This window comes from Isoptericola sp. NPDC056605, assembly GCF_042792795.1.
Lineage (GTDB): Bacteria > Actinomycetota > Actinomycetes > Actinomycetales > Cellulomonadaceae > Isoptericola.
The window spans coordinates 379,662-399,866 of the sequence record NZ_JBHTVT010000001.1 but is presented as its reverse complement, the minus strand read 5'-3'; the positions used below and the strand labels follow the sequence as shown (position 1 = coordinate 399,866).

Annotated in this window: 23 protein-coding genes; 9 read left to right on the top strand and 14 right to left on the bottom strand. The window is 73.1% G+C overall.

The window, feature by feature from the left end; translation table 11 throughout:
• Positions 1–17: 17 nt before the first annotated feature.
• From ACFQ8Y_RS01795 to ACFQ8Y_RS01775, 5 genes are all read right to left on the bottom strand, one after another.
• Entirely contained in the window at positions 18–683 is a 666-nt protein-coding gene (locus ACFQ8Y_RS01795) for a hypothetical protein (protein ID WP_430584416.1), read from the bottom strand.
• A gap of 58 nt (positions 684–741) precedes the next feature.
• On the bottom strand, positions 742–1,404 hold the full coding sequence (locus ACFQ8Y_RS01790; protein ID WP_430549326.1) for a hypothetical protein: 663 nt from the start codon (positions 1,402–1,404) through the stop codon (positions 742–744).
• A 23-nt stretch (positions 1,405–1,427) separates the two neighbouring features.
• A complete protein-coding gene (locus ACFQ8Y_RS01785) occupies positions 1,428–2,309 on the bottom strand; it encodes a hypothetical protein (protein WP_430584415.1) in 882 nt (293 codons plus the stop codon).
• 166 nt (positions 2,310–2,475) lie between these two features.
• Positions 2,476–3,234 carry a S8 family serine peptidase gene (locus ACFQ8Y_RS01780; protein ID WP_430584414.1) on the bottom strand — a complete coding sequence of 253 codons (759 nt, stop codon included), beginning with the start codon at positions 3,232–3,234 and terminating at the stop codon, positions 2,476–2,478.
• A 58-nt stretch (positions 3,235–3,292) separates the two neighbouring features.
• Positions 3,293–3,955 (bottom strand): hypothetical protein, encoded by a 663-nt coding sequence (locus ACFQ8Y_RS01775; RefSeq protein WP_430549323.1) that lies wholly within the window; start codon positions 3,953–3,955, stop codon positions 3,293–3,295.
• Positions 3,956–4,012: 57 nt separating this feature from the next.
• On the opposite strand from ACFQ8Y_RS01775, the gene ACFQ8Y_RS01770 reads away from it, so the two are divergent.
• A complete protein-coding gene (locus tag ACFQ8Y_RS01770; RefSeq protein WP_430584413.1) occupies positions 4,013–5,245 on the top strand; it encodes a low temperature requirement protein A in 1,233 nt (410 codons plus the stop codon).
• Here the strand turns inward: ACFQ8Y_RS01770 and ACFQ8Y_RS01765 are convergent.
• Entirely contained in the window at positions 5,184–6,032 is an 849-nt protein-coding gene (locus tag ACFQ8Y_RS01765; protein ID WP_430562154.1) for an alpha/beta fold hydrolase, read from the bottom strand. The two genes, ACFQ8Y_RS01770 and ACFQ8Y_RS01765, sit on opposite strands and share 62 nt — an antisense overlap.
• Positions 6,033–6,124: 92 nt before the next feature.
• Between ACFQ8Y_RS01765 and ACFQ8Y_RS01760 the strand changes: the two genes are divergently transcribed.
• On the top strand, positions 6,125–6,721 hold the full coding sequence (locus ACFQ8Y_RS01760; protein WP_430584412.1) for a sugar O-acetyltransferase: 597 nt from the start codon (positions 6,125–6,127) through the stop codon (positions 6,719–6,721).
• A 58-nt stretch (positions 6,722–6,779) separates the two neighbouring features.
• The gene (locus ACFQ8Y_RS01755) at positions 6,780–8,000 is read left to right on the top strand and encodes an MFS transporter (protein ID WP_430584411.1); all 1,221 of its coding nucleotides are present in this window, start codon (positions 6,780–6,782) and stop codon (positions 7,998–8,000) included.
• Here the strand turns inward: ACFQ8Y_RS01755 and ACFQ8Y_RS01750 are convergent.
• On the bottom strand, positions 7,954–8,385 hold the full coding sequence (locus ACFQ8Y_RS01750; RefSeq protein WP_430584410.1) for a VOC family protein: 432 nt from the start codon (positions 8,383–8,385) through the stop codon (positions 7,954–7,956). The two genes, ACFQ8Y_RS01755 and ACFQ8Y_RS01750, sit on opposite strands and share 47 nt — an antisense overlap.
• A 69-nt stretch (positions 8,386–8,454) precedes the next feature.
• On the opposite strand from ACFQ8Y_RS01750, the gene ACFQ8Y_RS01745 reads away from it, so the two are divergent.
• Positions 8,455–9,510, top strand: a complete 1,056-nt coding sequence (locus ACFQ8Y_RS01745; RefSeq protein ID WP_430584409.1) for a YdcF family protein — start codon at positions 8,455–8,457, stop codon at positions 9,508–9,510.
• 40 nt (positions 9,511–9,550) lie between these two features.
• Here the strand turns inward: ACFQ8Y_RS01745 and ACFQ8Y_RS01740 are convergent, their stop codons facing one another.
• From ACFQ8Y_RS01740 to ACFQ8Y_RS01730, 3 genes are all read right to left on the bottom strand, one after another.
• Positions 9,551–10,333, bottom strand: coding sequence for an oxidoreductase (locus tag ACFQ8Y_RS01740; protein WP_430562158.1), 783 nt, complete (start codon positions 10,331–10,333; stop codon positions 9,551–9,553).
• Positions 10,334–10,406: 73 nt separating this feature from the next.
• Positions 10,407–10,985: a TetR/AcrR family transcriptional regulator gene (locus ACFQ8Y_RS01735; protein ID WP_430584408.1), complete on the bottom strand. Its 579-nt coding sequence runs from the start codon at positions 10,983–10,985 to the stop codon at positions 10,407–10,409.
• Positions 10,986–11,129: 144 nt separating this feature from the next.
• A complete protein-coding gene (locus tag ACFQ8Y_RS01730; protein ID WP_430584407.1) occupies positions 11,130–12,620 on the bottom strand; it encodes an MFS transporter in 1,491 nt (496 codons plus the stop codon).
• Positions 12,621–12,713: 93 nt separating this feature from the next.
• On the opposite strand from ACFQ8Y_RS01730, the gene ACFQ8Y_RS01725 reads away from it, so the two are divergent.
• The 4 genes from ACFQ8Y_RS01725 (at position 12,714) to glmS (ending at position 15,841) form a co-directional block, all read left to right on the top strand.
• Positions 12,714–13,205 (top strand): MarR family winged helix-turn-helix transcriptional regulator, encoded by a 492-nt coding sequence (locus ACFQ8Y_RS01725; RefSeq protein WP_430584406.1) that lies wholly within the window; start codon positions 12,714–12,716, stop codon positions 13,203–13,205.
• 172 nt (positions 13,206–13,377) lie between these two features.
• Positions 13,378–13,629, top strand: a complete 252-nt coding sequence (locus ACFQ8Y_RS01720) for a hypothetical protein (RefSeq protein WP_430549312.1) — start codon at positions 13,378–13,380, stop codon at positions 13,627–13,629.
• Positions 13,630–13,713: 84 nt separating this feature from the next.
• The gene (locus ACFQ8Y_RS01715) at positions 13,714–13,974 is read left to right on the top strand and encodes a hypothetical protein (RefSeq protein WP_430584405.1); all 261 of its coding nucleotides are present in this window, start codon (positions 13,714–13,716) and stop codon (positions 13,972–13,974) included.
• Positions 13,975–14,002: 28 nt separating this feature from the next.
• Positions 14,003–15,841, top strand: a complete 1,839-nt coding sequence (gene glmS / locus ACFQ8Y_RS01710) for a glutamine--fructose-6-phosphate transaminase (isomerizing) (protein ID WP_430549310.1) — start codon at positions 14,003–14,005, stop codon at positions 15,839–15,841.
• 39 nt (positions 15,842–15,880) lie between these two features.
• Here glmS and ACFQ8Y_RS01705 read toward each other — a convergent pair whose 3' ends face one another.
• The 4 genes from ACFQ8Y_RS01705 to ACFQ8Y_RS01690 all read right to left on the bottom strand — a co-directional run bounded on the left by ACFQ8Y_RS01705 (position 15,881) and on the right by ACFQ8Y_RS01690 (position 19,221).
• Positions 15,881–16,297, bottom strand: coding sequence for a VOC family protein (locus tag ACFQ8Y_RS01705; protein ID WP_430549309.1), 417 nt, complete (start codon positions 16,295–16,297; stop codon positions 15,881–15,883).
• Between the two features lie 173 nt (positions 16,298–16,470).
• The gene (locus ACFQ8Y_RS01700; protein ID WP_430584404.1) at positions 16,471–17,064 is read right to left on the bottom strand and encodes a hypothetical protein; all 594 of its coding nucleotides are present in this window, start codon (positions 17,062–17,064) and stop codon (positions 16,471–16,473) included.
• A 124-nt stretch (positions 17,065–17,188) separates the two neighbouring features.
• Complete coding sequence (locus ACFQ8Y_RS01695; protein WP_430584403.1) at positions 17,189–17,962, bottom strand: alpha/beta fold hydrolase; 774 nt, start codon at positions 17,960–17,962, stop codon at positions 17,189–17,191.
• A gap of 2 nt (positions 17,963–17,964) precedes the next feature.
• On the bottom strand, positions 17,965–19,221 hold the full coding sequence (locus tag ACFQ8Y_RS01690; protein ID WP_430584402.1) for an MFS transporter: 1,257 nt from the start codon (positions 19,219–19,221) through the stop codon (positions 17,965–17,967).
• Between the two features lie 103 nt (positions 19,222–19,324).
• Between ACFQ8Y_RS01690 and ACFQ8Y_RS01685 the strand changes: the two genes are divergently transcribed.
• On the top strand, positions 19,325–20,170 hold the full coding sequence (locus ACFQ8Y_RS01685; RefSeq protein ID WP_430584401.1) for a LysR substrate-binding domain-containing protein: 846 nt from the start codon (positions 19,325–19,327) through the stop codon (positions 20,168–20,170).
• The last annotated feature ends 35 nt before the right edge of the window (positions 20,171–20,205 follow it).

The following is a 20,205-nucleotide window of genomic DNA, read 5'->3' as shown; positions in this document are numbered from 1 at the left end:
AATAGATATCCATCGTGTCACGACGTCTTCGCAGAACCTTCGCGGCGAGTCTCGGCTCGATGTCGGCTTGGTTCGCGACTGATCGATGCCCGACGCCCTACGACGTGGTGGTGCCACCCCTCGCTCACCGGCAGTGCCTCGCCGAGGTCAACCAGATAGGCCCGTGCCAGGCGGTCGTTCTGGGCGGTGAACCGGAGCGATGCGTCAGGGTGGCTGACCATGAACTCGCGCAGTCCCTGCCTCATCTCGATCCGTAGGCGACGTCCGGTCCCGGCGCCGATGCGGCGAGCGACATGGTTGTTCACGATCACCGACGTGCGACCGGCGTCCTGTCGCACTCGCGCACCGATGACAGCGGTGCGCTCGGCGTCTGAAAAGAGGACCCAGTGACGGGCACCGGTGACGACGAACGAAGCCACGGTCGTGAGGAGGAGGTAGGCAACCGCGGCGCCGAGGGCTGTCCAGCCGAGAGCTGGCCAGGCGCTCAGTTCCGGAAGGACCTGCGAAACGATCATTGCCTCGGCCGCCCAGACGAGGAGCCCGCCGCCCGCCACCAACACCCAGAGGGCGGGCTGTCGAACGAGGTGGAACGGAACCCACCACACCAGCGCCAGCCAGGCTTCACCCAGTGACGCGACGTGGACCTCCTTGGTGGCAAGCGCGGTGGCCAGGTCCGCCCTCACTGTGCGACGGGGCGTCGTTCTCGTGCGCGTCGCGGCGTTCTCACCCGGGGTCGAGGTGTCAATCCTCAACGTCGGCCCCGAGGCGTCGGTCGCGGGCCCGACGCCAGCGGGGACGCATGAACGCCACGTAGGCGCTCCAAAGCCAACCGGGCAGCCTGTCGTAAAGAGCCGTTGGTACGTCGGGACGCCCGGGGCGTGCAAGGTCGAGCGCCTGGGAATAGAAGTCGGAGCCGCTGCTCCCTGGGTCGCGGGGCAGCACACCCGTCGCCGCCCACAGGCGCTCGCGGATCCATTGGCCTGCGCCATGGACCCTGAAGTTTCCGACCTGCGTCGAGTCCGCGCGGTCCCGTTCGAGGAGAACAATGACCCGCCGGCCGGCATCGAGATCGTCCGAGACCTCCGACCAGTCGTCCGTCGCGCCGGTGTTGGTGGCCTCCAGGTCGTCCGAGCCCTCGTCGGAGTCGTCCGGTGAGAAACCCTCGCGCTCGTCGTCGGTGAGATGCTCCGCGATCAGGTGCACGTCGTCGATGCTCGCCTGGTACACGACGAGTGCCTCGTCGACGTACTCGTCGCAGAGGTTCGTGTCGAAGGAGCCCACGGGCATGGGTGTCGCGCCCCATGCACCGAGGAGTGCAACGACATCCGTGATGCCCGCGGCCTCGGGTACTCCGAGCTCCTGGCGTGCCTGGGCAAGGAGTTCCGTGTAGCGGGATGAGGTCAAGATCGCTGCGCTCCTCAGCATCGCTACGTGCGGGCGTGGCCGTAGAACGAGTGCATCTTCGGGGTCCGGTTGTACGGGTGATAGTGCCACATGTACCCAGGCTTGCCGCCGCCGTGGATCTCCGGGCCGACAGGCTTCTTGCTGCCCTTGATCTTGGTCGCGATGGTCTTGGCGCCGGCCTTGCTGGTCGACCAGACGTCGTGACCCTTCTTTCCGCGGGTGACGGCTGCGGAGGACGTCAGGCCCTTGGGGCTGATGTAGACCTTGTCACCCTTCACGTCTGCCGGATAGTGATAGCGCTTCTTGCTTTTCGGGCGCTTGTTGTTCTCGGCAATGATCTTGCTGATCGACTTCGCCGCTTCGACGGCGAGGACGCCACCGATGACGATCGCGGCGCCGATAGCGAGGTAGTACAGCGCGGTGCTGAGCGAGATGGCGGCGAACGCAACGGGGATCACGAACGCCACCGACTCGTTCGCCGTGGTCGAGTCGTAGTGGTACGTCTCCTCCGTGACGGGGTTGGTGAGGGTGAAGACCGCGCGTTCGGGGGTCGAGGTCTGCACCGCTACGTCGTACGCGGTGGTGACGGTCTCGCCCTGGATCTCGTCGGTGACGGTGTAGGTACCCGTAGCGGTGTCGGTGTCGAGCTGGAGCACGAAGGCGAACTGGCCCTGGGGGCTCTCGGCCTCGGCGCCGATCTGGATCTGGTCGAGATCGACCTCGACCGCATCGACGTCGAGCCCGTCCTGCTCAAGGCCCTTGGTGACGACCTCCTCGCCGGTCATGTTCTCCGGGTCGAACCCCAGGGCGTCGTGTGCCACGGGCGCGCCGGGGGCGACGTCCGCCCCCGTGGTGGCCTCCGAGGCGGCGGAAGCAGAGGTGCCGACGGCCGTGGTGACGAGCATGGCCCCAGCCACCGCTGCCGCGAGGGCGCGCATGAGACCGGATGTTGACTGGGAACTTGCTGGCTATCGGGTTCGCACTGCGGAACTATGACATCAAACGATTCTCTGTGCAGGTCAGGCGCGCGCTGACGCCTTCGGTCTGGCCGCGAGCGCCCAGTCGTGGGGGTCATGTTGCAGGTTGGACGACCTTCGGTGGTTCGTATCGCGAGGGGTCTGGGATCGTCTTGTCAGCGAGCCGGCCCAGAAGGTCGCGGACGACGAGTGCGGCAGCCACCGAGGTGCCCGACTCGACTCGTTCGGCGCCATGCTCATCAAGCACCGAGACGTCGACGCCCAGCGCAAAGGTATCCACCGGCTCCTTCGCGGAGTGGGACCAGGGTTGCCCGTCCCTCGTGGCAGCCCCGACGGAGATGACATCGGGATAGCGTGCTGGATAGTCGGCCGTCAAGAAGCGCACGTTCCCGGCCGCCGCCACGACGACCGAGCCGGCGTCGCCGGCGCGCTCGACGGCAGATCGAAGGGCTGCGGTGTCGCGCCGGACTCCTCGACTCACCAGGATGATGTCAGCGCCGTCGTCGACTGCGGCGACGATCCCCTCGGCCAGTGCCTCGCCGTCACCGGAGCGCCCGTCGATATTGATGCTCAGAACTTCGACCAGCTCGGGGTCCACGGGCTCCGCGCCGTTGCCGTTCGTACCCAAGGCGACGGAGGCCATCATCGTGCCGTGCCCGCCGATGACGGTTTCCGTGGGCGAGGCGATGGTGTAGGCCTTGAAGGCGTCCAGGTCTGCCGCAACCCCGGAGTCCACGATGGCGACGCGAATGGGCGGTTCGGCGGTCGAGCATCCGGACACCGCGGTCATGGCGATGAACGCCCCGCAGACCAGCGCGACGCGAGGGGTGATCCCGGGGGTCCTGGCGAGCATGGTGGCACCATAGTCACAGGTCAGACAGGTGTGGTCCTTGCGACCGGCCGGGCGGGTTCTAGTCGTCGCCCTCGAACAGGCCGCCGTCGAGCAGCCAGTGGTAGCGCAGGCGCAGCGCGCGCTCGGTGCTGGCCAGCGCGGCGGCGACGACGAGGGCGACGTTGAGGCCCGCGGGCAGCCGGACCGGTGACGTGAACGTGCCGAGGTGCTCGGCGACGGGCGGGATCTGGGAGATCTGCTCGACGATCTGCGGGGCGCCGAGCACCAGCGCGACGGCGAGCACGACCCAGGAGACCGCCCCGATCCCGCGGCTCAGGCCGGGGCGCTCACGCTCCAGCCGGGCGCGGCGCCCCTCGGCGGACGCGGGGTCGGGCTCGAGCTGGCGTTCGTGCCCGTCCGGGGTGACGTAGTGGCAGCGGCGCAGCCCGTAGCTGCTGGTGGCCACCTGGACGGCGCCGCCGGTGACGGGGAGCTCGGCCGGGAGCTTCGACGTCGCGAGGTGCACGCCGTCGCGGTAGAGCCGCGCCCGCACGTCGCCGTCGTCGGAGTCGCCCCAGAGCCGCACGTCGACCGACCACCGCTCAGGTGCGCCGCCGTGCACGAGGTCCAGGTGGAACAGTGCCCGCGACAGGGGCTGCCACCACCGGAAGCGCTGGAGGGCGTGCCCGTCCCCGGGCCTGATCCGTCGCGCGGCGCGCCGACGTCTACGGTCCGAGAACATCCCGGGCAGCGTAGCCGGGCCCGGGACCCGTGGCCCGTCGGGCGCGACGGGTGCACGATGACTCGCGTGAGCCCGCCCGAGAACCCCGCACGGTCGCGCCTGGTGCGCATGTCCGCACGCGACCCGCACGAGCCCGGCCGCACCGCGAGCACGCTGGAGCTGTTCTTCGACCTCGTGTTCGTGGTCGCGGTGAGCGTCGCGTCCGTGCAGCTGCACCACGCGCTCACCGAGGGGCACGTCGGGAGCGGGCTGGCGTCGTACGGCATGGTGTTCTTCGCGATCTGGTGGGCGTGGATGAACTTCACCTGGTTCGCCACGTCGTTCGACACCGACGACTGGCTCTATCGCGTGCTGACGATCGTGCAGATGTCGGGCGTGCTGGTGCTCGCGGCGGGGATCGAGTCGGTGTTCACCGAGCGCGACTTCACCGTCGTCATCGCCGGGTACGTCGTGATGCGCGTGGCGATGATCGCGCAGTGGCTCCGCGCGTCGGGCACGGCCGGGCCGACACGCGGAGCGACGCGGGCGTACGCGGCGGGCATCGCCGCCGTCCAGGTGTGCTGGCTCGCGCTCCTCGCGCTGCCCGAGTCCGTGCAGGGGGTGGCCTGGGTGGTCCTCGCCGCCGCCGAGCTGGCGGTCCCGGTGGCGGCGGAGACCCGCGGCCGCACGCCGTGGCACCCGCACCACATCACCGAGCGGTACGGCCTGTTCACGCTGATCCTGCTCGGCGAGAGCCTCCTCGCGTCGTCCAACGCCATCATCGAGGCGCTGCACGACGAGCAGGACCTCGCCTCCCTGGTCTCCGTCGCCGTGCTGACCGTCGTCGTGACCGCCGCCCTCTGGTGGGTCTACTTCTGGCCGCCCCACCATCGCGCCCTCGGCCACGAGGGTCGGCTGTCGCGCTCGCTGCGGTACGGCTACGCGCACTACTTCGTCTTCGCCGCCGCGGGCGCGTTCTCCGCCGGTATCGAGGTGGAGGTCGACGCGATCACCGGGCACACCGCGCTGTCCGACGTGGGGGCGTCGTTCACGGTCACCGTCCCGATCGCCGTCTTCGTGCTGGGCGTCTGGTGGATCGCGATCCGCGACAACGCCGACCGGGTGGTCGACACGGTGGTCCCGGTGGGCGCGCTGCTGGTGCTGCTCGACCCGGTGATCCCGGTCCCCGTCACGCTCACCGCGGTGATCATGGTGGCGGTCGTCGTGGTGCTGGTGCTGCACCCGCCGCTCAGCGAGCCGCGAGCTCCGCGAGCACGTCGGCGGCCGCGGCGGGGCGCACCAGCCAGCTGAGGTGGCTCGATGCGAGCGTGCGCACCGCGTAGGGGTTGTCGGGGGTGAGGGCGTCGCCCTCGCGGATCAGCCGGTCCTGCATCGCGAGCGGCATGCTGGCGTCCTCGCTCAGCCGCACGTAGGCGCGGGGCACCGTGCCCCAGGTCGCGGCCTGCGCCCGGTCGTCCGGGGTGCCGGCGTCGAGGTTCTCGTCGGGCTGGAAGGTGTTGAGGAAGCCGCGGAACTCGTCGTCGGTGCCGTCGGCGAGGAACGCGGCCTTGAGGCCCGCGAGCACGTCCGGGTCGGCCGTGCGGAAGTTGCACCGCAGCAGGCCGACGTCGGCGGGGTTCGCCGCCGCGGCGCCCGCGACCGCGGTCGCGTCGAACGTCGCCATCTCCGGCTCGGCGTAGTAGTCGCCCACGTCGAGGTCCACCGGCGCCCACGCCGACACGTACACGAGGCGGTCGACGAGGTCGGGGCGGGCGTTCGCGACCGCGGTCACGGTGACGCCGCCGCGGCTGTGGCCGACCAGGACCACCGGCCCGTGCTCGCGCGCCCGCTCGAGGACCTCGATCACGTGCGCGGCGTTGTCCGCGAGGGTCACGCCCTTGATCGCCCCGGGTGCCGACGCGAGCCCGGCGAGGTCCTGCGGCGCCTGGTACTCCACCGGGAACGTGGCCGCGAACCCGTGGCCGGGAAGGTCGACGGCGAGGGACCGGTGCCCGCGCAGGGCGAGCTCGGCCTGCAGCGGCGCGAACGAGAAGGAGTTGGCGAAAGCGCCGTGGACCAGCACGAACGTGGGTGACATGCGCCGAACGTAGCGGAACGGGGGTCGGGGAGCAGTCCGGTGGGGCGCGCGCGATATGTACGTCCGTACACATGCCCGCTACGCTCCTCGCCATGACCACGGACCACTTCGCCGGAGACCCGCGCACCAACCACGAGCGCATGCTCGCGGGCGACCTGTACATCGCGGACGACCCGGAGATCGAGCGCCGCGCCCTGCGGGCCGCGCGGCTGCAGGACGAGTACGCGCGCACGGCGCCCCACGACCCGGCGGGCGCCCGCCCGGTGCTCGAGGAGCTGCTCGGCACCCTCGGTGAGGGCGCGGCGATCCGGCCGCCGCTGTACGTCGACTACGGCGAGAACCTGCACGTCGGGCCGCGGACGTTCGTCAACTACCACCTCACCGCGCTGGACGTGGCGCCGATCGTCATTGGCGCGGACTGCCAGATCGGCCCGAACGTGCAGCTCCTGACCCCCACCCACCCGGTCGAGCCGACCCCGCGGCGCGACAAGCTCGAGGCCGCGAAGCCCATCACGCTCGGCGACAACGTGTGGCTGGGCGGCGGCGTCATCGTCTGCCCCGGCGTCACGATCGGTGACAACTCCGTGATCGGTGCCGGCTCCGTCGTCACGCGCGACGTGCCCGCGAACGTGATCGCCGTCGGCAACCCCGCCCGGGTGGTGCGCAGCCTCGCGGAGGACGGCGCCTGAGCGGCGCGTCGAATCGGCGCGTCGAATCGATACGAGAATCGCGGATACGATGCACCGCATGCCCGACCAGCTCCGCCGACGACTGTCGCTCTTCTCGCTGACGCTGCTCGTGGGGCTCGGCATGTCGTCGTGGATCACCCGCACGCCCGACGTCCGGGACGCGCTCGGCGCGTCCACCGCGGGGATGGGGCTGGTCCTCTTCGGGCTGTCCGTCGGTTCGATGACCGGCGTGCTGTCGGCGGGGCCGATCGTGCGCCGCCGCGGAGCCCGCCCGGTGATCCTGGTCGGCTCCCTGCTGGTGGTGGCCGGCGTCGGGGTCATCGGCCTGGCCGCGGCCGCGGGCCTCGCGGCGGGGGCGTTCGCGGGGCTGCTGCTCGTCGGGCTGGGCGGCGGGCTCGGCGAGATCGGCCTCAACATCGAGGGCGCGGCCCTGGAGGCCGAGTCCGGGCGGCCGGTGCTGCCCGCGCTGCACGGCAGCTTCAGCCTCGGCACCGTCGTCGGCGCCCTCGTGGGCATCGCGCTCACGGCGCTCGACTTCCCCGTCGTGTGGCACCTCCTCGCCATGGCGGCCGTCATGGCCGCGCTCGTGGCCTGGGCGATGCCCGGGATCCCGGCGGGCACGGGCCGGGAGGAGGCGCGGGAGGCGCCGGAGGCCGGCGCCCCGCGCGAGCGCCGCCCCAGCGTGTGGCGCGACGGGCGCCTCGTGCTCATCGGCGTCGTCGTGCTCGCGATGGCGTTCGCCGAGGGCGCCGCGAACGACTGGCTGCCCCTGCTCATGGTCGACGGCCACGGGATGTCGGCCACGCACGGCTCGCTGGTCTACGCCGGCTTCGCCGCGGCGATGACGGTGGGCCGGTTCTCCGGCGGGCCGGTGGTCGAGCGGTTCGGGCGCGCCGCGGTGCTGTCCGTGAGCGCCGTGTGCGCCATCGCCGGCATCCTCGCCGTGGTGTTCGCGCCGAGCCCGGTGGTGGCCGGCGTCGCGGTCGCGCTGTGGGGCCTGGGCGCGTCGCTCGGGTTCCCGGTCGCCATCTCGGCGGCGGGCGACGACCCGGAGCGCGGCGCCGAGCGGGTGAGCGCCGTCGCCACCAGCGGGTACCTCGCGTTCCTGGTGGGCCCGCCGCTCCTCGGCTTCCTCGGCGAGCACCTGGGGCTGCGGCTCGCGATGCTCGCCGTCGTCGTGCTGCTCGTCGTGGCGGTCTTCGCGGCCCGCGCGGCCGCCCCCCGCCCCCGGGTCACGCCTCCCGAGCCGCGAGCACCGCAGCCCGCTCGGCGTCGCTGAGCAGGATGCAGAACTCGTTGCCCTCCGGGTCGGCGAGCACCACCCAGCCGCCCTGGCCGTCCGGGCTGCGCAGGTCGGCCACCTGCGTGGCGCCGAGCGCGAGCAGGCGCTCCACCTCCTCCGCCTGCGTACGGTCCGTGGGGCGCAGGTCGAGGTGCCCGCGGTTCTTCACCGTCTTGGGCTCGGGCACCTCGATGAACAGCAGCCTGCCGTGGCTCTCGGCGGGCGCGTCGTGGCCGGCCGGCGGCACGATCATGCACTCCTCGTGGCCGGGGAGGTTGGGGTCGCCCGGCACGTCGACGTAGCCGAGCACCTGCTTCCACCACTCGGACTGCGCATAGGCGTCGCGGCAGTCGAACGTCGTGTGCGAGATGCGTGAGGTCATCCCCGCATCGCACCACGACGACGCCTGGCGGTCCCGGCATTTTCGTCCGCGCCCACCTATCCTGCGGGCGTGAGTGCCGAGGTCAACGCCACCGTCTGGTCCGTCGTCGTCTCGGCGGTGATCTGCGGCCTGTGGGTGGCCTGGCTGGTGCACTCGCTGCGGGTGGACCGCCGCCGCCTGCGCAACGGGTTCCTCGCCCTCGCCGTCGTCTACACGGGCGTGGGGCTGGTGGGGCAGCTCGTCGCGCTGGTGCCCGGCGGCACGACCGCCATGGGGTGGCTCACGTTCCTGCTCTTCGGCGTCCTCGGCCTGGGTCTGCTCGCGCTGCCGGTCTTCCTCGTGGTCAACGGGCTGACGATGGTGCGCCGCGAGCGCCGCAGCCTCGGCAACCTCCTGTCGCTGCTGGTCGGGGTGGCGATGCTCGCCGCGCCGTTCGTCGTCGTCGCGCCGTTCGTGCTGCAGGTGCCCTGGACCATGGGGCTGGTGGTGGGCCTGCTGATGGGCACGGCGTGGCTCGGCTTCGTCTTCCTGGGCTTCGTGACCCAGACGCTGCTCTACCGCCGGTACGCGGACCGGGTGCCCGCGCGCGGCGTCATCGTGCTCGGCTCGAAGGTGGTGGGCGGCCGGGTGCCGCCGCTCCTCGCGGCCCGCCTCACGGCGGGGCGGGACGCCGCGGACCGGCTGGGGTCCGACGGCGTCCCGGTGCCGATCGTCCCGTCCGGCGGGCAGGGCGCGGACGAGGACCGACCGGAGGGCGTCGCGATGGGGGAGTGGCTCGTCGACCACGGCGTGCCCGCCGACCGCGTGCTCGTGGAGGACCAGGCGCGCACCACCCGGGAGAACCTCACCCTCGGCGTCGCCGTCCTGCGGGAGCACGGCACGCCGGGCCCGTACCTCGTCGCGACGAACAACTACCACGCGCCGCGCGCCGCCATGGAGGCGATGGACCTCAGCCTCGACGTGCACGCGGTGGGCGCCCCGACGGCGGGCTACTTCTTCCCCAGCGCGTACCTGCGCGAGTTCGTCGCGGTGCTCCGCCGCCGCCCCGCGGTGCACGTCGTGGCGGCGGCGGGCATCGCCCTCGTGGTGGTCCTGGTGACCGTCGTCGCGGTGGCGGGCCTCTAGGCGAGTCCGACGCGACGGCCGATCCGGTCCGCCGGCCGGGTCAGAGCGCCTTCACCGAGCCTCCGTCGATGAAGTAGTCGGCGCCGGTGATGTTGCCCGCCGCGTCGGACAGGAGGAAGGCGATCAGCGCCGCGACCTCGTGCGGTTCGGTCATGCGCCCGGTGGTGATGCCGAAGGCCTCGGGGATCGCCTGCAGGAACGTGGCGTGGTCCACGCCCGACGCGGCGGCGACCGTCCCGCCGAACCCCTCGGGGTCCTCCCAGATCGCCGTGCGCACGACCCCGGGCGAGACGGTGTTGACGCGCACGCCCTGAGGTCCGAACTCCTCCGCCAGGGACTTGCCGACCGCCGTCAGGGCGGCCTTGGCCGCGCTGTAGGCGACGGGAGCGGCGGCCGGCAGCTTGGAGTTCATGGAGGAGACGTTGACGATCGCCCCGCGTCGCTCGACGAGGCTCGGCAGCGCGGCCCGGGTGGCACGGACCGCGCTCAGGAGGTTGAGGTCGAAGACCCTCGTCCACCGGGCGTCGTCGGTGTCGAGGAAGCCGCCCAGGTGGACGTCGTCGCCGGCCCCGACGTTGTTGACGAGGAGGTCGATGCCGCCCAGCGCGAGGGAGGCCTCGCGCATGAAGGCGTCGACTCCGTCCGCCGTGCTCAGGTCGGCAGCGACGGCGACGGCCCCGGTCTCCTTGAGCTCGGGCGTGATGGTGCGGGCCGCGCCGGCGACGCGCACGCCCTCGGCGACGAGGGCACGCACGGTCGCCAGTCCGACTCCCCGGCTCGCGCCGGTAACGACGGCCGTCTTGTGGGTGAGGTTGAGCTCCATGACGATGACCTTTCTTGAACTGTAGGTACACAACTGAGGTAGGACGAGCGGCTCGACGTCCCCGGGCGGGGACTCAGATGATGGCGAGGGTCGCGTCGATCACGCGGTCGAGCCGGTCGGGTCCGTCGGAGACGCGAGCGACGACCCGCATCCCTACGACGGTGTTCATGAGCAGGCTGCCGAGCGCCGCAGGGTCCCTGTCCGCGGCGACCTCGCCGGTTCGCTGACCCTCCTCGATCAGGGCGCGGAACGCGAGCTCCGTGCGATCGAGCATGCGGCGCACGTGCGCCACGGCCTCGGGGTCGACGCCGGCGAGCTCCGCGGCGGCGTTCACCGCCATGCAGCCGCGGTGGTCAGGGTCGGCCAGGTCCATGGCGGCCAGGGCCCGCAGGGCACTGCCGAGCCGCTCCCGCACGGGCCCGGGCCTCTCGAGGGCCTCCACGAGCGCCGCCGTCTGCGTGTCTCGGTACCGGCGGAGCGCCTGCTCGAAGAGCGCGTGCTTGCTGCCGAACGCGTGATAGAGGCTCCCCTTCCCGATGCCGATCGCGTCCACCAGGTCCTGAGGGGTCGTGGCGCCGTATCCCTGGCGCCAGAACACCTCCATCGCCTGGTCGACGGCGGTGTCCGGGTCGAACGTCCTGGGTCGTGCCATGGGCGACACTCTACCCCCGTTTTGTACCTCAAAGTCAACAACGCCGGACGTGCTCCCCGCGCCGCTCACCGCCCGGGCGCTCGAGGAGGCCCGGGCGGTGCTCGTGCCGGCCCGCCGTCCGGACGAGCCGGCCGACGCGCGGTGTCAGCCCACGAGAGCCGGCTCGTCGTCGGCGTCGGGGACGGCGGCCAGGTGCCGGCCCTCCTCCTGCCCGGCGCGCTGCCGCGGGATGCACAGGACGATCGCCGCGCCGACGGCCGCGGCGGCGGCGCCGATGACGAAGCAGAGCTGGAACGCGCCCCCCGTCGGGACGGCCGGGGTGCCCGGGGCCAGCACGGTGGTGTGGCTGGTCAGCACGATGGCCATGACCGCCCCCGCCACCGTGGTGCCCATGGAGCGCATGAGGCTGTTCAGCCCCACGCTCGCCGCGGACTCGGCGGCGGGCACGTTGGTGAGGATGAGGGTGGGCATCGCGGCGTAGCCGATCCCGACGCCCGCGGACGCCACGCACGAGGCGAGCATGAGCTGCCACGGCGCGTCCATGAGGAAGACCGCCACCACGTAGCCGAGCGCGAGGACGCCGGCGCCGATCGCCAGGGTGGTGCGACCGCCGAGCCGGGTGAGCAGCCGGGACGAGACCGGCGTGAAGAGCATCATCATGAGGCCGGCCGGGGCCATCCACAGGCCCGCCTGGAGGATGGTCTGGCCCAGGCCGTAGCCGGTGGCCGTGGGCATCTGGAGCAGCTGCGGCACCACGATCGACTGCGCCATCATGCCGAAGCCGATGAGGACGGCGGCCACGTTGGTGAGCAGCACGGGCCGGCGGGCGGTGGTGCGCAGGTCGACCAGGGGGTCGTGGTGGCGCAGCTCGTACCAGCCCCACAGCAGCAGGACGACGACGCCGCCCACGATCATGCCGAGGGTGCTCGCGGCGCCCCAGCCCCAGTCGTTGCCCTTGGAGACGCCGACCAGCACGCCGACGAGGCCGACGGCGAGCCCGATGGCGCCCACCACGTCGAGGCGGCCGGGGTGGGCGTTGCGCAGGTGCGGGACGACGACGAGGGTGCCGATCGTCATGACCGCGGCGAGGGCGGCCGAGACCCAGAACAGGACGTGCCAGTCGAAGTCCTGGGCGATCCACGCGGCCAGGGGAAGGCCGAGCGCGCCGCCGACGCCGAGCGTGGCGCTGATGCCGGCGACCGCGGTGTTGCGCAGGTGCTCGGGCGCCGCCTCACGCACCATGCTGATCGCGACGGGGATGTAGCCCATGGCCACGCCCTGGAGCACGCGGCCCACGATCATCGGGCCGACGGCGTCGGACAGGGCGCAGACCAGCGAGCCCACGACGAGGATCGCGGCGGACACGGCCAGGACCGGCTTCTTGCCGTAGAGGTCGGCGAGCCGCCCGGTGACCGGCATGGCGACGGCGCCGCCGAGGAGCGTGGCGGTCACGACCCAGGACGCGTTGCTGGCGGTGGTGCCGAGCAGCTCGGGCAGCTCGCTCTGGATGGGGATGACCAGCGACTGCATGAGGGCGGCGCACAGGCTGCTGAAGCCCAGCACGACGATGACGGCCACCGCGCGGGCGGAGGACCGTGACGCCGTGGCGGCGTCGGGGGACGGGGAAGAACTCACGGCACACCTCGAGATGTGTAAAGTACATATGACCGTGTGTATGCTACCTGCATATTGACCCGCGTCAACCCTGGAGGGAATCCGATGCCGCCCGTGACACCGTCGTCCGCGACGTCGCCCGTCGTCCCCGACCTGCCCGAAGGCCCCGTCCCGTCCGGTGCCGACCTGCCTGCCGACCGTCGCGTCGCGTCGCTCCTCGCGCGCCTCGACGTCTACCGGCGCCTCGCCGAGCACCGCAGCGCGATCGGCGTCGCGGACGGACGGCTGCTGTGGCTGCTCTCCGACGGTCGTCCGCGCACCCTGCGGGAGATCGCCGAGGCGCTCCGGCTCGAGCAGTCCACGGTGAACCGCCAGGTCAACGGGGCGCTCGCGGCCGGTCTCCTGCGCCGGTTCACCGAGGCCGGCCGGTCCGCGCGGCTCGTCGAGCCGACCGAGGAGGGTCGCGAGCGATTCGAGGAGGCGACGAGCCAGGCGCTCGGCGCGTATGCCGACGGTCTCGCCGCCCTCGGTGACGACGTCGACACCTTCCTCGAGCTGTTCGCCCGGTTCGCGGACGCCTACGGCGACGCGGTCCGCGAGCCGTAGCGCCGGGTGCCAAGCTGTGACCCACGTCACCGCGAGCGAGCGGGTGCCGTCCTACGTTGGAGGCGACGGATGGATCACCGCGGGGCCGACGACGGCCCGGCGCCGACGCTCGCCGAGCCTCCTCGACCGGCGCCCGCAGGGCAGGCCGTGACCCGTGGGGAAGGAGGATGCGATGAACTGCTACGAGTGCGCCACGCGCGACCGGCGGGAGAGGGTGGCGCTGGCGAGCTGCTCCACGTGCGGGGCCGCGGCCTGCCTGGAGCACACGAGGGTCGGCGCGGCCGTGATGCACGAACAGACGCCGGGCAACCCGACCCTGACCCGGCTGCCGGGGCGGCGGCTGTACTGCGTGGTCTGCGCCCCGCCGGGGTCGGTGACGCCCGAGGAGGCCGTGCGGTCGGCGGGCGAGGTGCCGGCGCCCTGACGCCGATGCCGCCGGCAATTCCAGATCCTGCCCGATTTCGGGCAGGATCTGGCATGTCGGGAACGAGGGGCGCATGATGTCCCGGTGACCGACGCCGATCTCGTCGCCCGCATCGCGATCTCCACGGGCCTGTCCCCGGCGGAGGCGGAGCGCGTCGTCGAGGACGTCCTCGCCTGGTACCGCGAACCGGTCGAGGAGTACGTCCGTCGCCGGCACGCGTCGCTGCGCACCTACGGGCGCCGCAACGAGGAGATCTACGCGCAGATCGCCGCCGAGCTGCGCGAGCGCCTCGTGGCCGCCCCGGAGCTCAGCGAGCGCCAGGTCCGTCGCACCATCTACGGCTAGACCCCCACGGCAAGGAGCAACCAGACCCATGTGCGGAATCGTCGGCTACGTCGGCCCCCAGCAGGCAGCACCCGTCCTCGTCGAGGGCCTCACGCGCCTGGAGTACCGCGGCTACGACTCGGCCGGCATCGCCGTGCTCAACCCGCGCTCCAGCGCGCACCCGTCGCGCGTCGTGCGGGCCAAGGGCCGCGTGCGCGACCTCGAGGCCGCCCTGCCCGCGCGTCTCGCCGGCACGGTCGGCATCGGCCACACGCGCTGGGCGACCCACGGCGAGCCGAGCGAGCGCAACGCCCACCCGCACACCTCCTACGACGGCCGCGTGCACGTGGTGCACAACGGCATCATCGACAACTTCCACGCGCTGCGCTCGCGCCTCACCGCCGAGGGCGTCGAGCTCACCTCCGACACGGACACCGAGGTCATCGCGCACCTCGTGGCGCGCGAGCTCGCCGGCGGTCTGGCCTTCGAGGACGCCGTGCGCGCCGCCGTCGCGCAGATCGACGGCACCTACGCGCTCGCGGTGACCGACGTGCAGAACCCGGACCGGATCGTCGTCGCGCGCAACGGCTCGCCGCTGCTGCTCGGCGTCGGCGACGGCGAGATGTTCGTGGCCTCCGACGCCGCGGCGATCGTGCGCCACACCAGCCAGGTCGTGCTGCTCGACGACGGCGACTTCGCCTCCGTGACGGCCGACGGGTTCCGCACCTTCACGAACGACGAGGAGCACACGGCGCGCGACGCCGTCACCATCGACCTCACCGTCGAGGAGCTGGAGCTGGGCGGCCACGCCCACTTCATGCACAAGGAGATCCACGAGCAGCCGGAGACGGTGGAGCGGATGCTGTCCGGCCGCCTCGACGACCGGTTCGGCACCGCCAAGCTCGACGGCCTCAACCTCGACCCGCGCCAGCTGCGCCGGTTCACCCGCGTGAAGATCCTCGGCTGCGGCTCCGCGTACTACGTGGGCCAGCTCGGGGCGTCGATGATCGAGGACCTGGCGCGCATCCCCGCCGACGCCGAGCCCGCGAGCGAGTTCCGCTACCGCAACCCGATCATCGAGCCGTCCACCCTCTACGTGGTGGTGAGCCAGTCCGGCGAGACCGCCGACACGCTCTTCGCCGTCCGCGAGGTGCAGCGCAAGGGCGGCACCGTCGTCGGGCTCGTCAACGCCGTCGGGTCGTCCATCGCCCGCGAGGTGGACGGCGGCATCTACCTGCACGCCGGTCCCGAGGTGGCGGTCGCGTCGACCAAGGCCCTCACGCACATGGGCGTCGGGTTCGCGCTGCTCGCGCTCGCGCTGGGCCGCGTGCGCGACCTGTCCTTCGCGGACGGCAAGCGGATCATCGCCGGCCTGCGGGCGATCCCCGGGCAGATCGCGCAGATCCTGGGCGACGAGGAGGACCTCGCCGCGGCGGCGAAGGAGCTCTCCGAGGCGCCGAGCCTGTTCTTCATCGGCCGCGTGCGGGGCTACCCCGTGGCGCGCGAGGGCGCGCAGAAGTTCAAGGAGATCACCTACCGGCACGCCGAGGCGTACCCGACCAGCGAGCTCAAGCACGGCCCGCTCGCCCTCATCAGCCCCGAGCTGCCGACCGTCGCGATCATGCCCGCCGACGACCTGCTGGAGCGCAACATCACCGCCGCGCAGGAGATCCGTGCCCGCGGGGGCGCCGTCGTCGCGATCACGCACCCGGGCGTCGAGCTCGGCGACGCCGCGACCGCGCGCATCGAGGTGCCGCGCAACGAGGTGGAGCTGGACCCGATCCTGCTGACCATCCCCACCCAGCTGCTCGGCTACCACGCGGCCGTCGCCCTCGGCGAGGACGTGGACCGGCCGCGCAACCTCGCGAAGTCCGTCACCGTCGAGTGACGGCGGCGGCGGGGGAGGTGCGGCGGCTCGCGCTGGAGGTCAGCCACCGACCTCGTCGAGGAGCTGCCGCACCCCCTCGCCGTCCATCAGGCCGATGACGTTGCCCGCCGGGTCGGTGAACCAGGCGCCGTCGCCGCCCTCCATGAAGCCGCGGGCGACGCCCTTCTCGTCCTGGTCGAAGCCGTCGTAGCGCTCCAGGCTCACGCCCTTCGCGACGAGGTCGTCCACCACCGGGTCGACGTCGTCCACCGCCAGGTGGAAGACGGTGAACGCCGCCGGGGTGTGGTCCTCCTTCGGGTACACGAACACCGGGGAGCTCGTGTCGAGGTGGAGCACCAGGCCCATGCCGTCGTCCAGGGTCGTGACGCGGAGCCCGAGGGTGTCCGCGTAGAAGCTGCGTGCCGCGTCGAGGTCGTCCACCGAGAAGCTGGAGAACCCGCGCCGAGTCGTGACCATCGCCGATCCACTCCCTTGTGACCGCCGGTCCCCGGGCGTGGGGAGCCGCCACGAGGGTGCCGGACCCCTCCAGGATCCGTCCGTCGGCGGCGCCACGCCGCTGCCCGGCCAAGATGGTGCGGGTGAAATGGTGCGCGTGACACGGTGCGGGCGACCCGGCGGGCCCGGTGTCGTCACGCCGGGTCGGGCTGGTCCTCGATCTGCACGGCCTTGAGCTCCGGGGTGAAGGCGAACAGGTCGCCGTCCTGGGTGCCCACCCACCAGCCGCCGCACTGCAGCGTCGCGTCCTGCTCCTGGCCGGTGGCCCACCAGTCCGCCTCGAGCGTCGAGCCGGTGCGGTAGTCGTCGGCGGTGAGGGTGCCGCGCGCGGGCTTCGCGACGAGCGGGTGGTCGGCGTCGACGGACGTGCAGTCGGACGGCAGGGACGTCACGTCGGCGTCCATCGTGAGGATCACCTCGTCGCCGGTGGTGCGGAAGACGCCCTGGACGTCGGAGGCGTCGTCCGGCACCCAGGAGGGCAGCCCCTCGTCGGCCTTGCCGTCCGCGCCGCTGTCGTACGCGAACGCCTTGGTGTGGCCGGAGCCGCGCTCGCTCAGGGCCTCCGTGATCGCGCCGCACGCCGTCGTCGTGACGGCGACGACGGAGGCGAGGGCCAGCACGCCGACGCCGCGGTAGCGGCGCACGGGGGACGTGGTGACCGCCGAGACGTCGGCGCGGCCGGCGCGGTGGGTGCTGTGGTGGTCGTGGTGGTTCTCGTGCTGCGTCATGTCCTCGACGCTACGAACGCGCAGGTGGCGGCGTCGTCGGCCTCGGAGGGGAACCTCGCCGGCGACGCGTACGACCACGGGAGGACGGCGGGCTCAGGGCCGGCTCAGGGGTTCACCGGAGGGATCACCCGAGGAACTCGCGCACGAGCGGCGTCGCGACGGCCTCGCCCTCGTGGAAGTACGCGTGCCGCAGGCCCGGCAGCACCTCGACGCGGGCGCCGGGGATCCGCTGCCCCAGCAGGTCCGCGTTCACCGCGGGGGCGAGCATGTCGTCCGCGCCGTGCAGCACCAGCGTGGGCGCCAGCACCCGGGGCAGGGCCTCCCACGCGTCGTGGCCGTCGCTGGCGCGCAGGTGGTCGCGCCGCGCCTGCGGCGACATGGTGGGGTCGCCCTCGACGGTCGTCGGGCCGGGGTGCGCGGCCACCCAGCCCGGCGTGTACATGAGGTCCAGCAGGGCGCGCCGGGCCGCGCGCCGGTCGGGCTGCACCATCGCGCGGCGCACCTCGAGCGAGCGCTCGACGGCGTGCGCGCCGCCGGGCGTCGTGCAGCCCAGCACGAGCCGCCCCAGCCGGTGGGGGTGGTCGACGGCGAACCACTGCGCCACGCGGCCGCCCATCGACGTGCCGTAGACGTCCGCCCGCTCGACGCGCAGGTCGTCGAGGACGGCGGCGACGTCGCCCGCGAGACGCCGGGTCGTGAGCTCGCGGTCGGTCGGGCCGGACGCTCCGGTGCCGCGCCAGTCCAGGGTGATCGTGCGGCGCCCGGCGCCGAGCCCGGCGCGCACCGGGTCCCACCACCGGTGCGAGTTCGCCTGCCCGGCCAGCAGCACCAGCGGCGGCCCGTCGCCTCGCACCTGATAGGCGATCTCGGCGGCGTCGTCGGCGATCGCGTGCGGCACGGTCACAGCGTAGGGCGCCGGTCGAGGCGCGCGGCGACGGCGGCGGCGGTGACGGCGACGGCGGTGGTGACGGTCGCCAGCCCGACCACCCCCGCCCAGCCGGCGTCCTCCCAGACGTGCGTCGCGACCGCACCCATGACGGCGCTGCCCACGTAGTACGCGAAGAGGTACGCGCTCGACGCCTGGGCGGTGCCACGGCCCTGGCGGTGCGCCCGGTCCACGGCCCAGCCGCTGACCAGCGAGTGCGCGCAGAAGAAGCCGACCGTGAGGATCCCCAGCCCGGCGACGACGGCCACGACGGAGGGCGGCACGGTCACCGCGACCCCGACGGCGAGCAGCACGAGGCCGGCGACGACGGCCGGGCCGCGCCCGCGCCGTCGGGCCAGGAGCTCTGCGACGGACGGCGTGACGATGCCGACCGGGTACGCCAGGTACACGAGCGTCACCGCGTGCCCGAGGGAGAACGGCGGCGCCTCCAGCCGGAACGCGACCGCGTTGTAGACGCCGACGAACGTCCCCATGCTCGCGAAGCCGACGGCGCACAGCAGCGCCACGACCGGGTCGCGGAAAGCCGACGCCGTCCCCGTCAGCACGCTGCCGAGCCGCAGCGGGCGCGGCGTGAATCGCGCCGAGCGCGGCACGAGCGCCCACAGGGCGACGGCGGCGAGGAGCGTCGTGACGCTCAGCACCTCGGTGGCCAGCGGCCACCCGCCGAGCGCGGCGAGCGGGCCGGGCACGAGCCGGCCGACGGCGCCGCCCACCGCCGTGCCCGCGATGTAGGCGGCGTTGGCGCGGGCGTGCGCGCCGGGGTGCATCTCCTCGCGCAGGTAGGCGAGCGCGACGGCGGGCAGGCCGGCCAGCGCCACGCCGGCGAGGCCGCGCAGCACCAGCAGGCTGCCCCAGGTGGGGGCGAAGGCGCTCGCGAGCCCCAGCACGCCCGAGGCGAGCAGCGACCAGCGCATCACCTCGGCCCGCCCGAACCGGTCCGCGACGGGGCCGACCGCGAGCAGGGCGACCGCCATCGCCGCCGTCGTCACCGACAGCACCTGGGCCGACGCGCCCGCCGAGACCTCGTAGTGGGCGGCGACCTGCGGCAGCAGCGGCTGCACGTAGTAGAGCAGGGAGAAGTTCGCGAGCCCGCCCGCGGCGAGCCCCAGCAGGGTGCGGCGGTACGCCCGCGACCCGGGGCGGTGGCCCTCCAGGGGTGCGGTGGTGGGCGTCGACGTCGGAGCGGTCGGCGCGGGCGGGGCGGTGGTCACCGGTCCACGATGCGCCCGCCGTTCCGATGCGCCAAATGATCCTGACGCTGGTCGTGATGACAGAATCGCATCAGATCACGGGACGTGAGTCACGGGAGGTGACGTGGACGAGCAGACCCTGCGGGTGTTCCTGTCGCTGTGCGAGACGGAGAGCACGCGCGACACGGCGGCGCTGCTGCGCGTGGACCAGTCGACGGTCTCGCGCACGCTCGCCCGGCTGGAGGCGGGGCTCGGCGTCGAGCTGTTCCGCCGGCACGGGCGCCGGATCGCGCTCAACCGGGCCGGCGTGAGCTTCCGCGGCGACGCCGCGCGGGTGCTCGACGAGATCGAGGTGGCGCGCCGGCACGTGCGCCAGGAGGCGCTCGGCGCGCGCACGGTGCGCCTCGGCTTCCTCCAGTCCGTGGCGCGGTGGCTGGTGCCGCGCGTCGTGACCGAGCTGCGTCGTGACGACCCGGACCGCCGCTTCGAGCTGCGCCAGGGGTTCGCGCAGGACCTGTTCGGCTGGCTCGACGACGACGTGCTCGACCTCGCGCTCGTCACGCCCCCGCCGCCCGCCCGCACCACGGGCTGGCGGCTGCTGCACGAGCAGGTGCTGTGCGTCGCCGTCCCGCCCGGTCACCGGCTGGCGGGGCGCACGGGCGTGGGCGTCGGCGAGCTGGCGGGGGAGCGGTTCGTCGCCTTCTCCCGCACGACCGAGCTGCGCGGCGTCGTCGAGGGCATGCTCGGCGCCGCCGGGGTCGAGGTGGAGGTCGCGTTCGAGTCCAGCGAGGTCGACACGATCCGCGGCCTCGTCGCCGCGGGGATGGGCGTGGCCGTGCTGCCCCGGCCCGAGCGGCCCGACGCCGCCGACCCGGTGTACGTGCCGCTGGAGCCGCGCACCACGCGGCGGCTCGGGGTGGCCTGGCCCGACCGGGCGCGCCTGCCCGCCCTGGTCCGCTCCCTGACATGACGACGCCGGGATGGGACCGCCCCCCCGACGGTCCC

Coding starts and splice junctions, on each gene's coding strand:
- ACFQ8Y_RS01785 (WP_430584415.1), bottom strand. CDS start 2,309: ATGCTCGTCACCACGGCCGTCGGCACCTCTGCTTCCGCCGCCTCGGAG.
- ACFQ8Y_RS01780 (WP_430584414.1), bottom strand. CDS start 3,234: ATGCTCGCCAGGACCCCCGGGATCACCCCTCGCGTCGCGCTGGTCTGC.
- ACFQ8Y_RS01775 (WP_430549323.1), bottom strand. CDS start 3,955: ATGTTCTCGGACCGTAGACGTCGGCGCGCCGCGCGACGGATCAGGCCC.
- ACFQ8Y_RS01770 (WP_430584413.1), top strand. CDS start 4,013: ATGACTCGCGTGAGCCCGCCCGAGAACCCCGCACGGTCGCGCCTGGTG.
- ACFQ8Y_RS01765 (WP_430562154.1), bottom strand. CDS start 6,032: ATGTCACCCACGTTCGTGCTGGTCCACGGCGCTTTCGCCAACTCCTTC.
- ACFQ8Y_RS01760 (WP_430584412.1), top strand. CDS start 6,125: ATGACCACGGACCACTTCGCCGGAGACCCGCGCACCAACCACGAGCGC.
- ACFQ8Y_RS01755 (WP_430584411.1), top strand. CDS start 6,780: ATGCCCGACCAGCTCCGCCGACGACTGTCGCTCTTCTCGCTGACGCTG.
- ACFQ8Y_RS01750 (WP_430584410.1), bottom strand. CDS start 8,385: ATGACCTCACGCATCTCGCACACGACGTTCGACTGCCGCGACGCCTAT.
- ACFQ8Y_RS01740 (WP_430562158.1), bottom strand. CDS start 10,333: ATGGAGCTCAACCTCACCCACAAGACGGCCGTCGTTACCGGCGCGAGC.
- ACFQ8Y_RS01735 (WP_430584408.1), bottom strand. CDS start 10,985: ATGGCACGACCCAGGACGTTCGACCCGGACACCGCCGTCGACCAGGCG.
- ACFQ8Y_RS01720 (WP_430549312.1), top strand. CDS start 13,378: ATGAACTGCTACGAGTGCGCCACGCGCGACCGGCGGGAGAGGGTGGCG.
- glmS (WP_430549310.1), top strand. CDS start 14,003: ATGTGCGGAATCGTCGGCTACGTCGGCCCCCAGCAGGCAGCACCCGTC.
- ACFQ8Y_RS01705 (WP_430549309.1), bottom strand. CDS start 16,297: ATGGTCACGACTCGGCGCGGGTTCTCCAGCTTCTCGGTGGACGACCTC.
- ACFQ8Y_RS01700 (WP_430584404.1), bottom strand. CDS start 17,064: ATGACGCAGCACGAGAACCACCACGACCACCACAGCACCCACCGCGCC.